This is a genomic window from Allobosea sp. Root381 (genome assembly GCF_001429395.1).
Classification (GTDB): Bacteria; Pseudomonadota; Alphaproteobacteria; order Rhizobiales; family Beijerinckiaceae; genus Allobosea.
The window spans coordinates 119,816-139,712 of record NZ_LMJT01000003.1; the positions used below are offsets into that span (position 1 = coordinate 119,816).

Below are 19,897 nucleotides of genomic sequence, written 5' to 3' on the forward strand. Positions count from 1 at the left end.
CGTCCGCTTCAGGAACGGCCTCGCGTCGTCCCATCAATGAAGCGTCAACCTAAACGAGACCTTGCCAGAACAAGGCGAAGTGGCGGCATTGCGGCATATGGTTAACCAAATCTGGCCCGCTTAAGCTTGCCGCCGCGCTGTGGCACGCCTGCCACGACGCAGCGGCACTCCAGGAGCACAGATGCTCAGCGCAGCACCTCGGCCAGCGCCTTCACCCCGGCCCGGATCTGCACAACATCGAGCGCCGCGTAGCCGATGACGAAGCCCGCCTGAGCAGGCCGCACCGTCCCGGCCGCATAGAGCGGCGAGACGGGATAGAGCCCGATCCCGGCCTGCCGCGCGGCGGCCTGGATGCCCGCTTCACGCTCATTGGGGATGCCGTTCAGCCAGGCGACGACATGCAGGCCGGTCTCGGCGCCGGTCACGACGATTCGCTCACCGAAGGTCTCGGCGAGAGCGGCAAGCATCGCTGCCCGCCGCTCGGCGTTCCGGCGTCGGACGCTGCGGACATGGCGCTCATAGGCGCCGCTCGCCAGGAGTTCCGCCAGGGCCTCCTGCTCGAGTTGGGGCGCATGGCGGTCGATGAGGCGCTTCGCCTCGCCGAACAGCGCCGCGAGATCGGTGGGCACGACGAGATAGCCCAGCCGCAATGTCGGCGAGAGCGTCTTCGACAGCGTCCCGGCATAGATCACAAGTTCGGGAGCATCGGCCTGCAACGGCGGGATCGGCGCGACGCCATGGCGGTACTCGCCATCATAGTCGTCCTCGACCACCAAAGCGCCTTCCGCTGCCGCCCAGCCGATCAGCGCCTTCCTGCGCCCCGCCGAGAGCACCCCGCCGAGCGGGAACTGGTGCGAGGGCGTGACATAGGCCAGGCGCGCCGCAGGCAGCGCCTGGGTCCTCACCCCCTCCTCGTCGACCGGCACGGGAACCGCGACGCCGCCCGAAGCCTCGAACGCATGGCGCGCCAGCACATAGCCGGGGTTCTCCATGACGAAGCGATCGCCCGGGTTGAGCAGGAGCCGCGCACAGAGGTCGAGCCCCTGCTGCGAACCGTTGACGACCACGATCTGCCCGGCCGAGCAGGCGATGCCACGCGCCCGCCAGAGATAGCCCTGCAATTCGGCCCGAAGCTCGGGCGTGCCTGCGGGGTCGCCGTAACGAAGCCTGTCCGGGCGGCGGATGCTGACCTTGTTGAGCGCGCGGCGCCAGGCGAGCGCGGGAAAATCCGCCCCCGACAGGTCGCCATAGCGAAGATCGGCAATGCGGAACGGCTCTCGTTCGGCCGGCGGTGGAAAGGCTGCCACCCTCCGCGCAAACTCCGACAGGCGTCGCGGCACGGCGGCCGGACGCTCCTTCGGCGCCGGCTGCGCACCGAGCCCGGCCGCAACCACCGGGCGCGCACCCACCCTGACGGTCAGATAGCCCTCGGCGACGAGTTGGCCATAGGCTGCGCTGACGGTGGTGCGCGACGCGCCCCACTCCGTGGCAAAACTCCTGGACGAAGGCAGCCTCTCGCCGGGGCGGTAGGTACCGTCGGCGATCTGTCGCTTGATCGCCGCCACGATGCGGCGTGCGACGCCGGGGCTCTCAGACTGGACCACGAAAAACCTGCGAAACTGGATATTCTCGAAAGTCCAGTTTGTCGCCATGGTGCCGCCAACGCAAGGAGCTCCGCCATGTACACCCCACCAGCCTTTCGCGACGAGGATCGCCCCAGCCTGCTGGCGACGATCCGCGCCTCGCGGCTGTCAAACCTCGTCACCGCCACGGCGGAAGGGCCGATGGCAACGCCGCTACCACTCTACATCGACGAGAACGAGGGGCCCTATGGCACGCTCTACGGCCATCTCGCGCGGGCCAATCCGCAATGGCGCATTCCCGCGCTCGGCGACGGGCTCGCGATCTTCATGGGCCCGGACGCCTATGTCACACCGAGCTGGTATGCCGTGAAACAGGAGACCGGAAAGGTCGTGCCGACCTGGAACTATGTCGCGGTCCACGCCTCCGGCCCGGTCGAGTTCTTCGATGACCCGGCACGGCTGCTGGAGGTTGTGACACGCCTGACGGCGCTGCACGAGGCTGAGCATCCCAGGCCCTGGACGGTTGCCGACGCGCCGGCGGACTTCATCAAGGCTCAGTTGCGCGGCATCGTCGGGTTGCGGATGCCGATCGCGAAGCTCGAGGGCAAGCGCAAGATGAGCCAGAACCGGAGTCCGGCCGATCGCGCAGGGGTGATCGAAGGCCTCTCAACCAGCGAGCGCCCGAGCGACCGGCATGTTGCGACGCTCGTCCCGGCCTGAGCGATCAGCGCGCCGCGGTGAGCAGCGGCGACCAGGTCGGATCGGAGGCGAAGGCCGGCGTCTGCACCGGCACTTCGACGCGGCCGGTGATGTCGACCATGTAGAGCTTGCCGCCTGACTGTCCGCCGGGATCGCGGAAGAACATGATGTACTGACCGTTCGGCGCCCAGTTCGGCGCCTCGTTGTGAAAACCCTCGGTGAGGAGGCGCTCGCCCGAACCGTCCGGCCGCATCACGCCGATGGCGAAGCCGCCCGAGCCGCGCTTTGTGAAGGCGATCAGGTCGCCGCGGGGCGACCAGGTCGGCTGCGAATAGGAGCCCTGGCCGAAGGAGAGGCGCTTGCCCTCGCCGCCGCCGGCGCCCATCAGATAGAGTTGCTGCGAACCGCCGCGGTCGCTCTCGAACACGATCTGCGTGCCATCCGGAGAATAGGACGGCGAGGTGTCGATCGCGCCCGTCGAGGTCAGCCGCATCGTCGTGCGCGAGCCGATGTCGATCGCATAGAGATTGGCGTTGCCGCCCTGCTGCAGGCTGAGCGCGATCCGCGCGCCGTTGGGCGAGAAGCGCGGGCTTGAGGTCATGTCGGGGAAATTGCCGACGATCTGGCGCTGCCCGGTTTCGATGTTCAGCACATGCACGCGCGGCTGCTCGCCATGCCGCTGCGACATGTAGGTAACCTCCTGCGACACCGGCGAATAGCGCGGCGTCACCACGGAGATCGTGCCGTCCGTCAGGAAGCGCACATTGGCGCCGTCCTGGTCCATGATAGCGAGCCGCTTGCGCCGATTCTCCTTCGGCCCGGATTCGTCGACGAAGACCACGCGCGTATCGAAGAAGCCGCCGACGCCGGTGATCTTGGTGAAGATCGCGTCCGAGATGATGTGGCCGACACGGCGCGCATTGTTCGGGTCGGTGAAGTATTGCTGGCCGTCGGTCTGCGTGCCGGTTGTCACGTCCCAGAGCCGGAACTCAGCCTTGATCCGGCCCGAGCCGTCGCGGGAGACGCGGCCGGTCACCAGCGCCTGCACGCCCACGGCCTTCCACGAACCGAAATCGGGCGCGGCATCGAAGGGCGGGTTGCGCTCGGGATGGCGGCTCTTGTCGATCGGGGCGAAATAGCCGCAGCGCTTGAGGTTGTTGGTGACGACGCCGGACACCAGCACCCCGCCTTCGCCGGCGAAATCGGCGATGGCGATCGGCAGCGGCTGGAAGGTGCCGCCGCGCAGATCGATGACGAGCTCGGCGCGCGCCGCGGCCGGCACGAGCAGCGACGCGCCGGCAAGTGCGAGGAGCCTCCGGCGCGTCGGCGCAGCCGACAGGATCGGAAGAGGATTACGGTCGATCAGGGTCACAGCACGTCCCTTGCGTCGAAATTGACGACGACATCGCGCCAGTCGTCATAATAGGCGGCGAACTGCGCCGGAATGCGCAGGGGCGCGCAGCGGCGGGTCGCGGTCAGGGCGGAATTGGCGGCCACCGAGAAGAGCGGATCGGATGAAGAGTTGACCACGCCCGGCTGGCCGATGAGCGAGCCGTCGGTGTTCAGCTTCATCCGGACCTGCGGCACGACGTTGGCCCGCGAGTTGGCGAGCGCGATCGGCACGTTCCAGCATTTCATCAGCTGATCCTGGATGATGCCGATGAGCTGGCCGCGCAGCGAAGGGCTCAGCTTCTGCGAGGCGCCGCGTTCGGTTCCGAGCGAAGCCGTGCGGTTCAACTGCGGCGCCGCTGCCCCGCTGGACTGCGCCTTCTCCTTGGACTGGAGCAGCTTGGCGATGTCGCTCGCATTGAAGTTCTTCGCGATTTCGGCCTCGCGTTTCGCCTTGGCCTCGGCTTCCTGCTTGGCCTTCGCCGCGGCGGCGATCTTGGCCTTGGCCTCGGCTTCCGCCTTCGCCTTGGCGGCGGCCTCGGCCTTTTCCTTCGCGGCCTCTTCGGCCTCGGCCTTGGCCAGCGCTTCCGCCTTGGCCTTGGCCTGCGCCTCGGCGCGCGCCTTGGCTTCGGCTTCCGACTTCGCCTTGGCGGCGGCCTTGGCCGCTTCCTCAGCCTGCCTGGCGTTGGAAGCGAGCTCCGCCTCCTCGGCGAGCTTGGCCAGTTCCTCGCGCTTCTGCTCTGCGATCTCGGCGGCGCTGGGGCCTGCCTTCTCGGGCTGCCTCACCGGCTCCGGCGGCTTCTCCACCAGCTTCGGCAGGTTGGCGGCGCGTGAGGGCGGCAGCGGTGCGGAGGCGTTGTCGTCGGAGGTCTTCAGCTCGGCTGGGCGGGTCGGCGGGGCGGGCGCGTCCTGCTTGTCCGTGCCCTCCTCCTTGCGCTCGACGGCCTCGGCCTGACGCTCGGCGCGCGGTGTCGGCTGTTCCTCAACCTTTTCGGCGCTGCGCTCGCCGCGGGTGACCTGATTCAGCGCGCTCGCATCGACCATCTCGACCGCGATCGCCTCCTCGTTCTCCGGCAGCGGCGACGGCGACGAAAACGCCAGCAGCCCCGCGACGAGGAACGTCGCGTGGCCGAGCGCCGACACCACCATGCCCGGTTCGGAGGTCGTGAGCTTCACAGCCGTCGAGCCCTCGCTTCCATCAGCCTCAACGCGTCGCCGGCTCGGTGACGAGCGCGACCCGCTTGAAGCCGGCGGATGTGATCGTCGACATCACCGACGCCACCCGCCCGTAATCGACCATGCGGTCGCCGCGCACATAGATGCGCTCGTCGAAACCCTGCGTCGCCAGTCCGTGCAGTCTGGTCACCAGATCCGGCTCGAGCGTCGGCTGGTCCTGCAGGAAGATCTGGCCCTTGCCGTCGATCGCGATGGTGATCGGCCTCTGGTCGACATTGATCGGCTTGGCGCCGGTCTGCGGCAGGTCGAGCGGCACGCCGGTCGCGATCAGCGGCGCCGCGACCATGAAGATGATCAAAAGCACCAGCATCACGTCGATGAACGGCGTCATGTTGATCTCGGCGATGGCGCCGTGGCGCCGGCCGCGCCGGCCGCGCCGGCCCCCGGCCCTGGCGCCGGATGCTGCGGACATGCCCATCTCAGCGCCCCCTCAAGCCGCCAGCCGTTCATCGATCTGCCGCGACAGGATCGCGGAGAACTCGTCGGCGAAGGCTTCCAGCCGGCTCGAGGCCTTGGCGACCTCGGCCTGGAGCTTGTTGTAGGCCATCAGCGCCGGGATCGCGGCGAACAGGCCGATCGCGGTGGCGAAGAGCGCCTCGGCGATGCCGGGCGCCACCACGGCGAGCGAGGAGTTCTTGGAGACGGCAATGGCGGTGAAGGAGTTCATGATGCCCCAGACCGTGCCGAACAGGCCGATGAAGGGCGCAGCCGACGCGATCGTCGACAGCACCAGAAGCTTGGATTCCAGCCGCTCGGTCTCGCGCTGGATCGTGACGTCGAGCACCTTGTCGATGCGCTGCGACAGGCTTGCGACGGAGCGCCCGCCATTCTCGAAGGAACGCTTCCACTCGCGCATCGCCGCGACGAAGACGGCGGACATGTCGGAGACCGGCTTGGCGGCGAGTTCGCGATAGAGTTCTTCGAGCGAGCGGCCCGACCAGAACACCTCCTCGAAGGCGTCCATCTCCTTGCGGGTGCGGCGATAGAGCAGCGTCTTGTCGATGATGATCGACCAGCACCAGACCGACGCGCCGATCAGGCCCAGCATGACGAGCTTGACGACGATATGGGCGTGCCAGAACAGGCTCCAGAACGACATGTCGATCTGCGGCGCAACCTGCGCGACCTCGGCGGGGTTCATCCTGTCATCCTTCTGCCTGGCGACCCGCGGCATCGGTCTTCTGGCCGACGCCCCGCCACAAGCGCCACGGGTGCCCCGCGACGCCGCCCGATCCGCGATCCGGGGAATGCCGTATCCGTCAATCGCCTTTGAATCCGGCGAAAGATGGGCCGAAACGGGGTTTCCTGCGAAACGCATACTCGTCATCGAGTTAAGCCTCCGGCAAGGTTAATGCCGGGTATACGCCGCCGAAGCCGCGACTCTTTGGCTCACCTCGCCATGCGAAAACGCCCGCCCCCGGAGTGCCGGGAGCGGGCGCTGCGATGTCGGAATACCGAGCTGGGACGTCAGCCGGCGTTGGCCTGGGGCTCTGGCCCGTCACTGCGGCGATCGGCCATGAACTGGTCGAACTCAGCCTTGTCTCGGGCCATGCGCAGGCGACCGAGAAAGTCGTGGAACTCGCGCTGCTCGTCCTCGAGGCGGCGCAGCGTCTCGGCGCGGTACTCGTCGAAGGCGCGGTTGCCGCTCGAAGGGCCCTGCCCCCAGCCGCCGAACCCACCGCCGCGCTGGCCGCCCATGCGCTCCCGCAGGCGTTCCATCTTGTCCTGAAGGCGGCTCATCTTGTGCTCGTAGCGACCGGCACCAAATCCACAACCCATGCGTCCACTCCCATAAAGAAAGGCCAGGGTCGCGAGACCCAGCGGCCACCAGACGATGAAGCCGAGAACCACGAAGGCGATCCAGGCTCCCTTTCCATACTCATCGAGCTTCGCGACGATCGGCATTGTTCCCTCACCGTGACAGAACGTGAATGTAAATCACATTTACATAAATGGGAGACAGGACTCGGCTTGTCAAGATGGAAGCAGGCAAGACGGAAGAAGGAAAGTTGGCCCGGCGCGCCGTAGCGCACCGGGCCTGCGTACCGGAATCGATCACCGTTTCCGGAGGTCGTCCGGAGGCTAACCCCTGGCCAGGGCCCGGAGCGTCGCCGCGCCCAGTGCCGATTTGACCACCGCGCCCGCCAGGAAGGGCACGACGCCGACCATCAAGGCCTTCTCGAACCCCACCAGCGTCGAAAGCCATGCCGCGCCGATGAGGAGGCAGGTCGCATTGCCGAGCACCATCGCTGCGAAGGCCAGCCCGACGCGGCGCCCGTTCCAACCGCGCTGCGCCAGCCAGCCGACGAGCATGCCGGCGATGGGGAAGGCGAGCAGATAGCCGCCGGTCGGCCCCATGAAATGCTTCAGCCCCGATGCGCCGTTGGAGAGCACCGGCAATCCGAGCGCGCCCTCCGCGAGCCAGGCGAGGATGGTCAGGCCGCCGAGACGCCAGCCCATGAGCGCCCCGACCAGGGTGACGGCGAAGGTCTGCATCGTCATCGGCACCGGCAGCATCGGGACCGTGACGTAGGATGAGGCCGCCAGGAACAGCGTGCCGAGGATCACCGCGCCGATCTGCCAGGACAGGGAACGCTCCCATAGCGGAATCACGCGTGAAGCGGGCGGGCTCGCGGCCCCTTTAGCTGCTGCCGAAGTATCGATCATGATGTCCTGTCTCCGCTAAAGCATCGGCCCGAAAAGTGGCATGCGGTTCTCGGAAAAAGCCGATGCGAGATCAAACGCCCGGTGCCGCAACGAAACAGCGAGCGTTTCAGGCGGTCCCGTTCGCGGCTTATCGTCGATCGCCGCCCGGCCGTACAGGCCAAGCCGGAGCGACGCCTCTCACGCCGCCCCGCGCCCGAGGCCCAGCCCCTGCAGGTAAATCAGCATGCCGGCCTCGAGCAGTTCGGCCGCCGACATCGGCAGGGGGCGCCGCCCGCCATCGGCCCGGCCGAACAGCGCGGCGACGCCATGCGACATCGACCAGACATGCAGCGCCATCATCAATGCGGGCGGGCGCTTGCCCTGCGGCAGCAGCGCGATCAGCGCCTCGGAGGCGTTGCGCAGGCCCTGGAAGGCGCGGTCGGCCGCGGCACGCAGCTCGGGGCTGGCATCGAGCGGCACCCCGGCCTCGAACATCGCCGAGTAATAGGCCGGCTCGTCATGTGCGAAGGCGAGATAGGCCCGGCCCAGCCGATGGAAGGCCGTTTCCGGATCGGGCCGTCCCTGGTCCCAGGCCTGCGCCAGCGCCGCCTCGAAGACGATGAATCCTCGGGTCGCGACATCGGCCAGGAGCTCGTCGCGGTCGCGGAAATGCCGATAGGGCGCGGCCGGGCTGACGCCGGCGAGCCGCGCAGCCTCGGCGAAGGTGAAGCCGTTGGGACCCTTCTCGCCGATCAGCCCCATGGCCGCGCGCACCAGCTCCTCCTTGAGGTTGCCATGGTGGTAGCCGCGCGGCGGCTGCTCGGGCTTGTCGCGTTTCCAGCTCATGTGAAGAGCGCTAACATGGCGCCGTGCAGCCGTCGACAGCTGCGGCCGCGGCCGCTCAATCCGGCACGCCCAGGCGCAGCCGCAGGCCGTCAGGAATGCGCCGCGCCCGCCCGCCGCCGACGCAGGCGACCTTCACCTGCGCCGTGACCAAGACCTCCTCGCCGCGCAGCACCCGCTGCTCGACATCCATCGTCGCGCCGCGTGCCGCGACCGAACGAGTCTCGACCGTCAGCATGTCGTCCATGACCGCGGGGCGCAGGAACTCGATCTGCATGCTGCGGACGGCGAAGCCCAGCGCCGTCCCCCCGTCGAACAATTCGCGCTGCTCGACGCCGAGCGCACGGATCAGCTCGGTGCGCCCGCGCTCCATGAAGCGCAGATAGGAGGCGTGGTAGACGACGCCGGAGAAATCGGTGTCCTCGTAGTAGACGCGGACGTCGAGGCGATGGGTTCTGCTCATGCGCGACGAATAGCCTCAAGGCTGGGGCACGGCCAGCGCACATCCCTATCTATCCCTGATGAAATCGCCGGACAGCCCACCGCGCCGCTCGGCGATGTCGATCATGTTGCGCCAGCTTGCGCTGGTGCTGCTGCTCGCCTGTCTTGGTCTGGCGGCGCTGGTTGGCGCCGGGCGCATCGATGTTCCGTATCGTCTGAACCCGTTGGCACTGCTCGATCTCGATGCGCCGACCGACTGGCTGTTCCCTGTCCGGCTCGCCCGCCTGAAGCGCGACGGAGCGCTCTGCCGCGCCGTGCTCGAGCGTGCCAGCATTGGGCATCAGCCTCTGCCCGATCGTGCAGAGCCCGAGAATTGCCCGCTGATCGACGCGGTCGCACTGTCGGCCTCGGCGAGCGCACTGAACGATCGCCTCACCCTGACTTGCCGTGTCGCGGCAAGCTGGGTCCTGTTCGAGCGTCAGGTTTTGCAGCCGGCGGCGCGCGCCCATCTCGGGCGGGAGGTGGCGCGGGTCGAGCATGCCGGCACGCAGGTCTGCCGGCGCATCGCCGGCTCGCAGCGCTGGAGCCAGCACGCGACCGCCAATGCCGTCGACGTCACGGGCTTCGTATTCGCCGGCGGACGCCGCATCTCGGTCCTGCACGACTGGAACGGCAACGGCCCGGAGGCGGCGTTCCTGCGCGCCGTTCGAGACGGCGCCTGCGGAATCTTCGCGGCCGTGCTCGGGCCCGACTACAACGCCGCCCATCGCGACCACTTCCACTTCGACCACGGCCCCTTTAGCGCCTGCCGTTGAGACGATCCCGGCGCTTTTGCCGCGGGAACCTGGCCGGCGGCGAGCGGTTTCCCCCCGCGACGACCAACCAAGAAGGAGACGCGACAATGGCGCAATCGACGAAGGCACTCGCACGCCTGCTCAGCAAGGAAGAGCATGATCTCGTGGCCTCGGCCTCAACCGAAGCGATGAAGGGCGCCGACGACGCCGCCTTGCGCGACCTCGCAGCCAAACTGCGCGAGCGGCGCGACCGCGCCCGTGGCATCGCCCGGCAACAGCGCCGCGAGATGCGCGGCAAGGCGGCTCCGCGCGGGGCGGAAGCTGCGCAGGGCAACACCGGAACCAAGGCCAAGGCCGATGCCCTGACCAGCGCCCTCAAGCGTGTCGGTGCCGAGACGACGCGCCGGGCCGAGAAGGCCAAGGCGCCGAGCCAGCGCAGCATCGCCCGCAAGGCCCTCGCGCTGAAGCAGCGCCAGCGCGCCCTCGAGCGCCCGGCGAGCCGGACAGCCAGCGAGGGTATGCAGTCGGTCCCCAACAAGAAGGCTGCCAAATCCGGCGCGCTCAACGATGCCGGCGCCCGGCCGGCCCTGATGCGCAGCAAGATTGCGCGGCAATAGCGGCTGACCGGCGCCGCCTTACTCCTCGCCGTCCCCGAACAGCCCGAACTGCGCCGTCTCGCGGCTCGGTTCGGGCATGCCGAGATGGCGGAAGGCGTGCGGCGTCAGGATGCGGCCGCGTGGCGTGCGCTGGATGAAGCCCTGCTGCAGCAGGAAGGGCTCGATGATCTCCTCGATCGCGTCGCGCGGCTCCGAGAGCGAAGCGGCGATGGTCTCGATCCCCACCGGCCCACCGCCGAAATTGATGGCTACCGTCGTCAGGTAGCGCCGGTCCATCTGGTCGAGGCCGATCGGATCGACATCGAGAAGCTTCAGCGCCTTGTCGGCGACGCTCCGGGTGACGATGGCATCGCCGTCGACGATGGCGAAGTCGCGCACCCGGCGCAGCAGGCGTCCGGCAATACGCGGGGTCCCCCGGGAGCGTTTTGCAATCTCGTTCGCGCCGTCGTCGGACATCGGCACGCCGAGCACCCGTGCCCCACGCGCGACGATGCCCTGCAATTCCTCCACCGTGTAGAACTGCAGCCGGATCGGGATGCCGAAGCGGTCACGCAGCGGCGTCGTCAGCAGGCCGGCACGGGTGGTGGCGCCGACGAGGGTGAATTTCGGCAGGTCGATCTTGACCGAGCGCGCCGCCGGCCCCTCACCGATGATCAGGTCGAGCTGGTAGTCTTCCATCGCCGGGTAGAGGATTTCCTCCACCGCCGGGTTCAGCCGGTGGATCTCGTCGATGAAGAGCACATCGCGCTCTTCGAGATTGGTCAGCTGCGCGGCGAGATCGCCCGCCTTCGCGATCACCGGCCCCGAGGTCGAGCGGAAGCTGACGCCGAGCTCGCGCGCGACGATCTGCGCCAGCGTCGTCTTGCCGAGCCCCGGCGGGCCGACGAACAGGACGTGATCGAGCGCGTCGCCACGGCTTTTGGCAGCCTCGATGAAGACCTGGAGATTCGCCCGCGCTGCCGCCTGGCCGGTGAAATCGACGAGCGAAAGCGGCCGCAGCGAGGTCTCGCTGTCGTCATCGCGCTTCTCGGCGGAAAGGAGGCCGGGACGGCGCGTTTCGCTCACAATGCGATCTCCAGCTCGATCGCGTCATGGATCGGGATACCCATGTAGCCGGTCCGCACGATGCTCGGAACCACCGAGCGAAAATTGTCGATCGCCTCGACATGCAGCCGGGAAAAGCGGAAGCCGCATTTCTGATAGAAGGCCAGGCCCGGCATGTTGTCGTTGGTCAGCATCGCCTTCAGTGTCGTCGCCCCGCGCTCCTGCGCCGCCGCCTGCACCGCTTCCAGCAGGCAGATCGCGGCGCCTTGGCCCGGCGCGACTGAGTGCAGCGCGCAGAGCAGCCCGACAGCGCCGCGCATCGTCCAGCTCGCATAGGCCATGGCTGCACCGTCTTCGCCGAAGATGCCGAGCAGGTCGAGTTCCGCGCAGTCATAGACCGTCAGGTCGATCATCATGCTGTGCGAGCCCCAATGTGCCAGCATCAAGGCCAGGAACTCTGTCTTGTCTTCGACTGCCCGCACGCTGAGGCCCGCGGCGCTCACTTCGCCAGCTCCTTCAGGCCGAGCTTGATCAGCTGCGCCGTGCCGGCGCCCTCCCCGGCCGCCCTCGCCGCTGCCGCCACCGCGGCCACCGCCTGCGCCTGGGGATAGCCGAGATTGGCCAGCGCCGAGACCGCGTCGGCGACAGGCTGCGGCAGCTTCTTGTCCTCCAGCGCCCCGGCCAGCGTGGCCAGCGCCGGATCGACATGGCCGAAGGCCGGCGCCTTGTCCTTGAGCTCGGCACAGATGCGCTGCGCCAGCTTGGGCCCGACGCCGGGCGCCCGCGCCACCGCCGCCTTGTCGTTGGTGGCGAGCGCGGTCGCAAGCGCGCCGGGCTCCAGCGTCGACAGGATCGCGAGCGCGACCTTGGAGCCGACGCCCTGGACATTCTGCATCAGCCGGAACCAGTCGCGCTCATTGTCGGACATGAAGCCGTAGAGCCGGATCGCATCCTCGCGCACATGCGTCTCGATCGAGAGCACGGCCGCCTCGCCCGGCTTCGCCAGCCGCTGCAGCGTCCGCGACGAGCACTGCACGACATAGCCGACGCCCTGAACGTCGAGGATGACGTGATCCTCCCCATAGGAATCGACGATCCCCTTGAGCTTGCCGATCATGGTTCAACTCCCCCGTCTTTCCGGGCGTAGCGGAGCGGAGGCCCGGAATCCATCGTCGAGTTCGCCTCTTCCGAGGAATGCGCTCTTCGATGGTTTCCGGAGCGGCGCGCCTTCGCCGCTTGTCCGGAATGACGGCCCGGGGATGAGACCGGCATGTTCACCCCGCGCGCATCTGCGCCGCCAGCGAGCGCATCCCGCGATGCTGGGCATGGCAGATCGCCACCGCGAGCGCGTCGGCCGCATCGGCGGAACGCGTCTCGGCCTTGGGCAGCAGCACGCGGATCATCATCTGCACCTGCTTCTTGTCGGCATGGCCGACGCCGACCACCGTCTTCTTGACGAGATTGGCGGCATATTCCGCGACGCTCAAACCGGCGATGGCCGGCACCACAAGCGCGACGCCACGCGCTTGGCCGAGCTTCAGCGCCGATTGCGGATCGCGGTTGACGAACGTCTCCTCGACCGCGACCTCGTCGGGCTCGAAAGCCCCGACGATCCGCGTCAGCCCCTCATGCAATTGCCTCAGCCGCTCCGCCAGAGGCAGGCCCGCTTCGCTCTCGACGCAGCCGCAGCCGACGAAGCCTAGCTTGCTGCCTTCCGAGACGACGACGCCCCAGCCCGTCTTCCGGAGGCCGGGGTCGATGCCGAGGATGCGAATCGGAACTGTCATGTCGGGCACAGCCTAAACCTTGGACACGCTTTGTTCCATGCAGCTCCCTAACGATCCCCTTCAATTCCGGCGGCGATCGATGAGCGCAACGCATCGGTCGTATCACAAGGACGGGGGTTGCCGCCGCCCGCGGCAGGCTGTTGGTGCGATGACGACGTCGCGTCCCACCTGCGTTGCCTCCCACGGTCGATTGCCGCCGATGCCCGATCTCCTCGCCTCCCTGATTCCCGGCGTCTCGCCCGGCGGTTTCGGCGTCCTGCTGGCTGCGACCATTCTCGGCGGCCTCGTGCGCGGCTTCACCGGCTTCGGCTTCGCCATGGTATTCATGCCGCTGGCCTCGATCGTGCTCGGCCCCGTCGCGGCGCTGGCGCTGATCTGGTTCATCGACCTGCCCTTCGCGCTGCCGATCGCCGCCCGCAACGCCAAGCAGGCCGAGTGGCGCGAGGTGCTGCCCCTGCTCGCAACCGCGACGCTGGCCCTGCCGCTCGGCCTCTGGCTGCTGCTCTGGCTCGACCGCGAGACGATGCGCTGGATTCTCGCCGGGCTGATCCTGACTGCCGTCGCCCTGATGGCCTCGGGCTGGCGCTATCACGGAAGGCCCGGCATGCCGCTTTCGCTCGGGGTCGGCGCGCTGTCGGGCCTGTTCAGCGGCATGGCCTCGATCGGCGGCATGCCGCTCGCCGTGTTCTGGCTCAGCGCCCAGCGCAACGACCGGCACAAGACGCGCGCCAACATGCAGACCTTCTTCGGAGTCTCGACCGTGATCAGCGGCACGATCCTCTGGTACAAGGGCATCCTGACGCTGGCCGCGCTGATGATGGCGCTGCCGCTCTTCGCCGCCTATGGGCTGGCGCTCTGGGCCGGCACGCACGGCTTCCGCCTCGCCAGCGAGACCACCTTCCGCCGCATCGCCTATGCGGTGATCTTCGCGAGCGCGTTGGTAAGCCTGCCACTGTGGGACGGCTTCGTCGGGCGGTGAACCTCAACCGTCATTGCGAGGAGCGAAGCGACGAAGTAATCCAGGAGGCGTAGAGCGCTGCCGCCCCTGGATTGCTTCGCTGACACTCGCAAGGACGGAAAAGCGCCTCAGGCGCTGAGCTTCGCCATCACCTCGTCGGCGATCTCGAAATTGGCGAAGACGTTCTGGACGTCGTCGTCGTTGTCGAGCGCCTCCATTAGCCGCATCATCGAGGCGGCCTTCTCCTCGTCGAGCGGGGCGGTCGTGGTCGGGCGCCAGACCGGCTTGGCCGAGGTCGGTGCGCCGAGCGCCGCTTCCAGCGCCTTCGAGACTTCGTTCAGCGCATCGAAGGCGCACAGGATGGTGTGGCCGTTCTCGTCCGAGATGACGTCGTCGGCCCCGGCCTCGATCGCCGCTTCCATCAGCTTGTCGGCATCGCCGGCCTCCGGCGGATAGCTGATCTCGCCGACGCGGTTGAACATGAACGAGACCGAGTTGCTCTCGCCCATCGCCCCGCCCGATTTGGTGAAGTAGGAGCGGACGGCCGACGCGGTGCGGTTGCGGTTGTCGGTCAGCGCCTCGACGATGACGGCAGCCCCGCCCGGGCCGTAGCCCTCGTAGCGGACCTCGTCATAATTGTCGCCTTCGCCGCCGGCCGCCTTGTTGATGGCGCGCTGGATGTTGTCCTTGGGCATGTTCTCGGCCCGCGCGGCCAGCACGGCCATGCGCAGGCGCGGATTCATGTTCGGATCGGGCATGCCCATCTTGGCGGCGACGGTGATTTCGCGGCCCAGCTTCGAGAACAGCTTGGCGCGCACCGCGTCCTGCTTGCCCTTGCGGTGCATGATGTTCTTGAACTGGGAATGACCGGCCATGGGTGCTCTTTGCCTTTGGTGATGCGGCGAAATCTCCGGAAGCCGGCCTTATAGGCGCCGCTTCCGCTGCTGTGCAAGACGGGTAAAGCCCGACGCGAACTGCCCGCCCGCTCAGCCCGCGAGCCAGGCCGTCGGCAGCGACTCGCTCAGATGCGGGCCGACACGCACCGCCCAGACCGCCTTGGCGAGCCCCGTCGCATCGTCGATCTCGACCGCGACGCCCGACAGTGTGCCCTCCCCGGTCGCCGGCTCGAGACGCGCGCCCGGCGTCTTCTGCAGGAAGCGCCGCACCGGCTCCTCCTTGTGCATGCCCAGCACCGAATCGTAGTCGCCGCACATGCCGGCATCGGACTGGTAGGCCGTGCCGCCCGGCAGGATGCGGGTGTCGGAAGTTGGCACATGGGTATGCGTGCCGACGACGAGGCTGGCACGCCCGTCGAGGAAGTAGCCGGCCGCCTGCTTCTCGCTGGTCGCCTCGGCATGGAAATCGACGATCACCGCATCGGCAACCTCGCCCAGCGGGCAGGCCGACAATTCACGTTCGAGCGCCTGGAACGGGTCGTCGAGCGCATCCATGAACAGCCGCCCCAGCGCGTTGACGACGAGCACGCGCGCGCCGTTGCGGGCCTCGATCACGGTCGCGCCGCGCCCGGGCGTGCCCTTCGGATAATTGGCCGGCCGCACCAGCCGGTCCTGCCGCTCGATGAAGACGAGTGCCTCGCGCTGGTCCCAGGAATGGTTGCCGAGCGTGACCGCATCGGCGCCGGCCGCCAGGAACTCGTCGCAGATCGCCTCGGTGATGCCGAAGCCGCCCGCTGCGTTCTCACCATTGATGACGACGCAATCCAGCGACCAGGCCCGGCGCAATTCGGGCAGGCGCTCCTGCACCGCGATCCGCCCGGGGCGGCCGACGACATCACCGAGGAAGAGGAAACGCATGGGAGAACTTTCGGAGGCGGCAAAGCCTCTCCGTGGCGCGAATGCGTCCGGGAATCAACCGCAACGGATGGTTTCGCGCTCGGTCACGATCCAGTCGAGGCGCCGGTCATGCGGTTCGTCCGGCACGGACTCGATCTCCTGAGCGGCATAGCCGATGCCGATGCTGATCGCGCCGTCGAGTGCAGCCAGCGCGCTGTCGTAATAGCCTTTGCCATAGCCGATGCGGAAGCCGTGCCGGTCGAAGGCCGCGAGCGGTACCAGCAGGATGCGCGGCGCGACCTCGGGCTGCGCCGGATCGGGAACCAGTGTCCCGAAACCGCCCGGCACGATCGGCTCATATGGCGCCCAGCGTCTGAACAGCATGCGCCGATCGACGATCGCCGGCAGGCAGAGCGACAGGCCACGCTCATGCAGGCTTTCAAGGATCGGCCGCGGATCGGCCTCCGAACGCATTGGCCAATAGGCCGAAACCGGGCCCTGCCCGAACACCGGCATAGCCAGCGTCGCTTCCGCGATCAGCGCGTCCCATTCGAGCCGGTCGTCGATCTCGAGCGCGTCACGACGCGCCAGCGCGGCCGCGCGGAGGGCGGCTTTGCGTTGGGAAGCGCTGAGGGCGGAGGATGCGTCGGTCATGGAAGGGTGCTGAGCCACCTCGGCCGTGGAGATTTCGATCCCGGGACACCTACTAAAGTAGGTGGGCGCCGTGTGTCCGGGTCCAGGGACCCGGTCAGGGACAGCTCCCTAGGGAGTCGTATGGGCCCGGGAATACAGTTCCTCGCACGCACCAGGCAGCCCAGCCTGACCTATTTAGGGAATCCGTCGGCAAAGCGCCAGAGCCCGATTCGCGCTTCGACCCTGCAGTGGCTTTCGCGAGAGCGCGCCCCGCCTGTTGGGCCGTTGCCTCAACCTGCCGCGGTCGGAATCAGGCTGCGTGCGACGCCCTCGATCCGTTCGGCGGCCGCCACCAGCGCCTCGGCCGCCCTGTCCTCGACCTCACCGAGGCGCCGGTCGGCGCTGCCGGCATCGCCCTGGAGCAAAGCGAGGTCGGCTTCCAGCTTCGCGACGCGGCGCTGCAGCTCGGAGGCCTCGTCGGCGACCATCAGCGCCGCCATGACGTGAAGACGCATATCGCCGATTTCACCGAAGGCCTGGCGCATCTCCTGGATCTTGCCGTCATAGAGCCGGGCAAGTCCCTCCAGATGCGGCTCCTCGCCCTCTCCGCAGGCCATGCGGTAAGCTTTTCCGGAAATGGTGACGTTGACCTGCGGCATGGCCTTCTCCGCTCAATGCTCACGCTGGCCGGTGCCGGCCTCAGCCGGCTCCGGATAGGCGAGTTCGTGATCCTCCGGCCCGGCATCGTCGGATTCCTGTGGATCGGCATCGGCCTGCGCGCGTTCGATCACCGCGCCGATGACGTTCATCGCGCGCTGCAGGCGCTGGTCGACATCGGCGGCCGCAGTCTCGACATCGCCGAGGCGTGCGGTCGCACCGTCGAGTTCGGCTGCCAGCCGAGCCCGGTCATCCTGCATCAGCGCCAGTTCCGTCTCCAGATTGGCCCGCCCGCGCTCGGCTTCGACACGCCGCCGCGCTGCGGCCTCGAGTTGCGCCAGCGCACCGTCGAGGCGCGTCAGGGCATTCTCCAGCATCAGACTCGCCACCGTTTCTCTCCCTTCAGATCGAAGCCGGCTTACACGATTCGAATCCTAGCTCATGTCGTCGGAAAACGGGAATCGCCCCGCGACGATGCCGCCCGGATCGCAAGGGCTTGAGCGCGGTTCCTGACTTCGCGATTGCATGAAGGCCGCCGCGAAGCGCGGCGCTGCCTCGATATGCCCCACCGGAACCATGCCGGATCGAATTGACTCATGGCGAGGCAGCAGCCTAATCCAGCCCACGATTTATTGGAATTTCGGACCGTCCCCGGCCTGCCGCCTGCGCGGGATCCAGGCTGTGGCCTCGTCCGCCCGCCAGACGGAGCCCTGAAGCGATGACCACGATCGACCGTGCCCAGCACGACAAGCTTGCCAATGCCATCCGCTCGCTCGCGATGGACGGCGTCGAGCAGGCGAAGTCCGGCCATCCCGGCCTGCCGATGGGCGCCGCCGACGTCGCCGCCGTCCTCTTCACCCGCGTGATGAAATATGACGCGGCCGATCCGCGCTGGCCCGACCGCGACCGCTTCGTGCTCTCGGCCGGCCACGGCTCGATGCTGCTCTACGCCCTGCTCTATCTCACCGGCAGCGGCAACCTGCAGCTCGAGGACCTCAAGAAGTTCCGCCAGCTCGAATCCAAGACTCCGGGACATCCTGAGAACTTCATGACGCTCGGCGTCGAGACCACCACCGGCCCGCTCGGCCAGGGCCTCGCCACCTCCGTCGGCATGGCGATGGCGGAGCGCATGCTCGCCGCCGAGTTCGGCAAGAAGGTCGTCGACCACCACACCTATGTGCTGGCGTCCGACGGCGACCTCATGGAGGGCATCAGCCAGGAGGCGATCGCGCTCGCCGGTCACCAGAAACTGAACAAGCTGATCGTGTTCTGGGACGACAACGGCATCTCGATCGACGGCCCGCTTTCGATCTCCGACAATGTCGACCAGGTCGCCCGCTTCAAGGCCTGCGGCTGGCGCTCCGAGCGCGTCGACGGCCATGATCCCGATGCGATCGAGGCCGCGATCCGCCGCGCCCAGAAGTCCAACAAGCCGACCATGATCGCCTGCAAGACGGTGATCGGCTTCGGCGCGCCGAAGAAGGCCGGCACCTCCAAGGCCCATGGCGAGCCGCTCGGCGCCGAGGAACTCGCCGCCGCCAAGAAGGCGCTCGGCATCACCGGCGGCGCCTTCGAGGTCGACGCCGCCGTGCTCAAGGCCTGGCGCGCGGCCGGCACCGCCGGCGCGAACGAGCACGCCAACTGGCGCAGCCGCTTCGGCCTGCTCTCCGAGCGCAAGCGCGCCGAGTTCGAGCGCCGCCTCGCCCACAAGGTCCCGGCCAAGCTCGACAAGGCCATCATCGCCCACAAGAAGGCGCTGATCGCGGCGCCGCAGGCCGTCGCGACCCGCAAGGCCTCCGAGCTCGCGCTCGAAGCCATCACCCCGATCATGCCCGAGCTGGTGATGGGCTCGGCCGACCTGACCCCGTCGAACAACACCCGCACCAAGGCCGCCGAGGACTTCACGCCGAAGACCCCGAAGGGCCGCTATGTCCGCTACGGCATCCGCGAGCACGGCATGGCCGCGGCGATGAACGGCATCACCCTGCATGGCGGCTTCCGCACCGGCGGCGGCACCTTCCTGGTCTTCGCCGACTATGCCCGCCCCTCGATGCGCCTCGCGGCGCTGATGGGCCTGCCGGTCGTCTATGTCATGACGCATGACTCGATCGGCCTCGGCGAGGACGGCCCGACGCACCAGCCGGTCGAGCAGATCGCCTCGCTCCGCGCCATGCCGAACATGCATGTCTTCCGCCCGGCCGACACGATCGAGACCGCCGAGGCCTGGCAGTTCGCGCTCGAGAACACCAAGGGCCCGACTGTTCTGGCGCTCTCCCGCCAGAACCTGCCGCAGCTGCGCACCGACGCCAGCGCCGCGAACCGCTCGGCCAAGGGCGGTTACGAGCTGCTGGCGGCCGAGGGCGGCAAGGCGCAGGTCTCGCTCTTCGCCTCGGGCTCCGAGGTCGAGATCGCGGTTGCCGCCCGCAAGCTGCTGGCCGAGAAGGGCGTGCGCGCCCGCGTCGTCTCGGTGCCCTCGCTCGAACTGCTGCTGGCGCAGGACGAGGCGACCCAGGCCAAGATCATCGGCGACGCGCCGATCAAGATCGCGGTCGAGGCCGGCGTTCGCTTCGGCTGGGATGCGGTGATCGGCCATGACGGCGGCTTCGTCGGCATGTCCTCCTTCGGCGCGAGCGGCCCCTACAAGGAGGTCTACAAGCATTTCGGCATCACGCCGGAGGCCGTCGCCGAGGCTGCGATCAAGCGCCACAACGGCTGAGGCCTCGTCATTGCGAGCGTAAGCGGAGCAATCCAGAGCGGAAGCGCTCGACATCCCCTGG

Annotated in this window: 23 protein-coding genes and 1 other RNA gene; 5 read left to right on the forward strand and 19 right to left on the reverse strand. The window is 68.1% G+C overall.

Annotation, left to right across the window (positions count from 1 at the left end; all coding sequences use genetic code 11):
• Positions 1 to 185: 185 nt before the first annotated feature.
• A complete protein-coding gene (locus ASE63_RS04795; protein WP_056797696.1) occupies positions 186 to 1,604 on the reverse strand; it encodes a PLP-dependent aminotransferase family protein in 1,419 nt (472 codons plus the stop codon).
• A 75-nt stretch (positions 1,605 to 1,679) separates the two neighbouring features.
• On the opposite strand from ASE63_RS04795, the gene ASE63_RS04800 reads away from it, so the two are divergent.
• The gene (locus ASE63_RS04800; protein WP_056797357.1) at positions 1,680 to 2,303 is read left to right on the forward strand and encodes an FMN-binding negative transcriptional regulator; all 624 of its coding nucleotides are present in this window, start codon (positions 1,680 to 1,682) and stop codon (positions 2,301 to 2,303) included.
• Between the two features lie 4 nt (positions 2,304 to 2,307).
• Here the strand turns inward: ASE63_RS04800 and tolB are convergent, their stop codons facing one another.
• The 8 genes from tolB to ybgC all read right to left on the reverse strand — a co-directional run bounded on the left by tolB (position 2,308) and on the right by ybgC (position 8,859).
• Entirely contained in the window at positions 2,308 to 3,570 is a 1,263-nt protein-coding gene (gene tolB / locus ASE63_RS04805; RefSeq protein WP_244491288.1) for a Tol-Pal system beta propeller repeat protein TolB, read from the reverse strand.
• A gap of 80 nt (positions 3,571 to 3,650) precedes the next feature.
• Positions 3,651 to 4,847, reverse strand: coding sequence for a cell envelope integrity protein TolA (gene tolA, locus ASE63_RS04810; RefSeq protein ID WP_056797360.1), 1,197 nt, complete (start codon positions 4,845 to 4,847; stop codon positions 3,651 to 3,653).
• A gap of 28 nt (positions 4,848 to 4,875) precedes the next feature.
• Positions 4,876 to 5,325, reverse strand: a complete 450-nt coding sequence (locus ASE63_RS04815; RefSeq protein WP_056797362.1) for a biopolymer transporter ExbD — start codon at positions 5,323 to 5,325, stop codon at positions 4,876 to 4,878.
• A 12-nt stretch (positions 5,326 to 5,337) separates the two neighbouring features.
• Positions 5,338 to 6,048 carry a protein TolQ gene (gene tolQ / locus ASE63_RS04820; protein WP_056797701.1) on the reverse strand — a complete coding sequence of 237 codons (711 nt, stop codon included), beginning with the start codon at positions 6,046 to 6,048 and terminating at the stop codon, positions 5,338 to 5,340.
• 326 nt (positions 6,049 to 6,374) lie between these two features.
• Complete coding sequence (locus ASE63_RS04825; protein ID WP_056797365.1) at positions 6,375 to 6,812, reverse strand: DUF2852 domain-containing protein; 438 nt, start codon at positions 6,810 to 6,812, stop codon at positions 6,375 to 6,377.
• Positions 6,813 to 6,989: 177 nt separating this feature from the next.
• Positions 6,990 to 7,574: a biotin transporter BioY gene (locus ASE63_RS04830; RefSeq protein ID WP_056797368.1), complete on the reverse strand. Its 585-nt coding sequence runs from the start codon at positions 7,572 to 7,574 to the stop codon at positions 6,990 to 6,992.
• Positions 7,575 to 7,751: 177 nt separating this feature from the next.
• Complete coding sequence (locus ASE63_RS04835; RefSeq protein ID WP_056797371.1) at positions 7,752 to 8,399, reverse strand: TetR/AcrR family transcriptional regulator; 648 nt, start codon at positions 8,397 to 8,399, stop codon at positions 7,752 to 7,754.
• 55 nt (positions 8,400 to 8,454) lie between these two features.
• Complete coding sequence (gene ybgC / locus ASE63_RS04840; RefSeq protein ID WP_056797374.1) at positions 8,455 to 8,859, reverse strand: tol-pal system-associated acyl-CoA thioesterase; 405 nt, start codon at positions 8,857 to 8,859, stop codon at positions 8,455 to 8,457.
• A 103-nt stretch (positions 8,860 to 8,962) separates the two neighbouring features.
• On the opposite strand from ybgC, the gene ASE63_RS04845 reads away from it, so the two are divergent.
• Together ASE63_RS04845 and ASE63_RS04850 are read left to right on the forward strand one after the other, a co-directional pair.
• The gene (locus tag ASE63_RS04845; protein ID WP_200962525.1) at positions 8,963 to 9,652 is read left to right on the forward strand and encodes an extensin family protein; all 690 of its coding nucleotides are present in this window, start codon (positions 8,963 to 8,965) and stop codon (positions 9,650 to 9,652) included.
• Positions 9,653 to 9,738: 86 nt separating this feature from the next.
• Positions 9,739 to 10,248: a hypothetical protein gene (locus tag ASE63_RS04850; protein WP_244491277.1), complete on the forward strand. Its 510-nt coding sequence runs from the start codon at positions 9,739 to 9,741 to the stop codon at positions 10,246 to 10,248.
• A gap of 18 nt (positions 10,249 to 10,266) precedes the next feature.
• On the opposite strand, the gene ruvB is transcribed toward ASE63_RS04850, so the two are convergent.
• The 4 genes from ruvB to ruvC all read right to left on the reverse strand — a co-directional run bounded on the left by ruvB (position 10,267) and on the right by ruvC (position 13,079).
• Positions 10,267 to 11,313, reverse strand: coding sequence for a Holliday junction branch migration DNA helicase RuvB (ruvB, locus tag ASE63_RS04855; protein ID WP_056797376.1), 1,047 nt, complete (start codon positions 11,311 to 11,313; stop codon positions 10,267 to 10,269).
• Positions 11,310 to 11,795: a GNAT family N-acetyltransferase gene (locus tag ASE63_RS04860; protein WP_056797379.1), complete on the reverse strand. Its 486-nt coding sequence runs from the start codon at positions 11,793 to 11,795 to the stop codon at positions 11,310 to 11,312. The genes ruvB and ASE63_RS04860 overlap by 4 nt, the downstream gene beginning before the upstream one ends.
• Complete coding sequence (ruvA, locus tag ASE63_RS04865; RefSeq protein WP_056797381.1) at positions 11,792 to 12,409, reverse strand: Holliday junction branch migration protein RuvA; 618 nt, start codon at positions 12,407 to 12,409, stop codon at positions 11,792 to 11,794. The genes ASE63_RS04860 and ruvA overlap by 4 nt, the downstream gene beginning before the upstream one ends.
• Positions 12,410 to 12,566: 157 nt before the next feature.
• A complete protein-coding gene (gene ruvC, locus ASE63_RS04870; RefSeq protein WP_056797384.1) occupies positions 12,567 to 13,079 on the reverse strand; it encodes a crossover junction endodeoxyribonuclease RuvC in 513 nt (170 codons plus the stop codon).
• Between the two features lie 199 nt (positions 13,080 to 13,278).
• Here ruvC and ASE63_RS04875 point away from each other — a divergent pair, with 199 nt between their 5' ends.
• Entirely contained in the window at positions 13,279 to 14,058 is a 780-nt protein-coding gene (locus tag ASE63_RS04875) for a sulfite exporter TauE/SafE family protein (protein WP_056797387.1), read from the forward strand.
• 107 nt (positions 14,059 to 14,165) lie between these two features.
• Here the strand turns inward: ASE63_RS04875 and ASE63_RS04880 are convergent, their stop codons facing one another.
• From ASE63_RS04880 to ASE63_RS28250, 6 genes are all read right to left on the reverse strand, one after another.
• Positions 14,166 to 14,912, reverse strand: a complete 747-nt coding sequence (locus tag ASE63_RS04880; protein ID WP_056797390.1) for a YebC/PmpR family DNA-binding transcriptional regulator — start codon at positions 14,910 to 14,912, stop codon at positions 14,166 to 14,168.
• 111 nt (positions 14,913 to 15,023) lie between these two features.
• A complete protein-coding gene (locus tag ASE63_RS04885; protein ID WP_056797392.1) occupies positions 15,024 to 15,851 on the reverse strand; it encodes a TIGR00282 family metallophosphoesterase in 828 nt (275 codons plus the stop codon).
• Positions 15,852 to 15,905: 54 nt separating this feature from the next.
• Positions 15,906 to 16,484 carry a 5-formyltetrahydrofolate cyclo-ligase gene (locus ASE63_RS04890; RefSeq protein ID WP_056797395.1) on the reverse strand — a complete coding sequence of 193 codons (579 nt, stop codon included), beginning with the start codon at positions 16,482 to 16,484 and terminating at the stop codon, positions 15,906 to 15,908.
• A 7-nt stretch (positions 16,485 to 16,491) separates the two neighbouring features.
• Positions 16,492 to 16,649: non-coding RNA, 6S RNA (ssrS, locus tag ASE63_RS26405), on the reverse strand.
• 104 nt (positions 16,650 to 16,753) lie between these two features.
• Positions 16,754 to 17,122 (reverse strand): cell division protein ZapA, encoded by a 369-nt coding sequence (locus ASE63_RS04895; protein ID WP_056797398.1) that lies wholly within the window; start codon positions 17,120 to 17,122, stop codon positions 16,754 to 16,756.
• 12 nt (positions 17,123 to 17,134) lie between these two features.
• A complete protein-coding gene (locus tag ASE63_RS28250) occupies positions 17,135 to 17,509 on the reverse strand; it encodes a DUF4164 domain-containing protein (protein WP_348271342.1) in 375 nt (124 codons plus the stop codon).
• Positions 17,510 to 17,838: 329 nt separating this feature from the next.
• On the opposite strand from ASE63_RS28250, the gene tkt reads away from it, so the two are divergent.
• On the forward strand, positions 17,839 to 19,836 hold the full coding sequence (gene tkt / locus ASE63_RS04905; RefSeq protein ID WP_056797400.1) for a transketolase: 1,998 nt from the start codon (positions 17,839 to 17,841) through the stop codon (positions 19,834 to 19,836).
• Positions 19,837 to 19,897 lie beyond the last annotated feature (61 nt).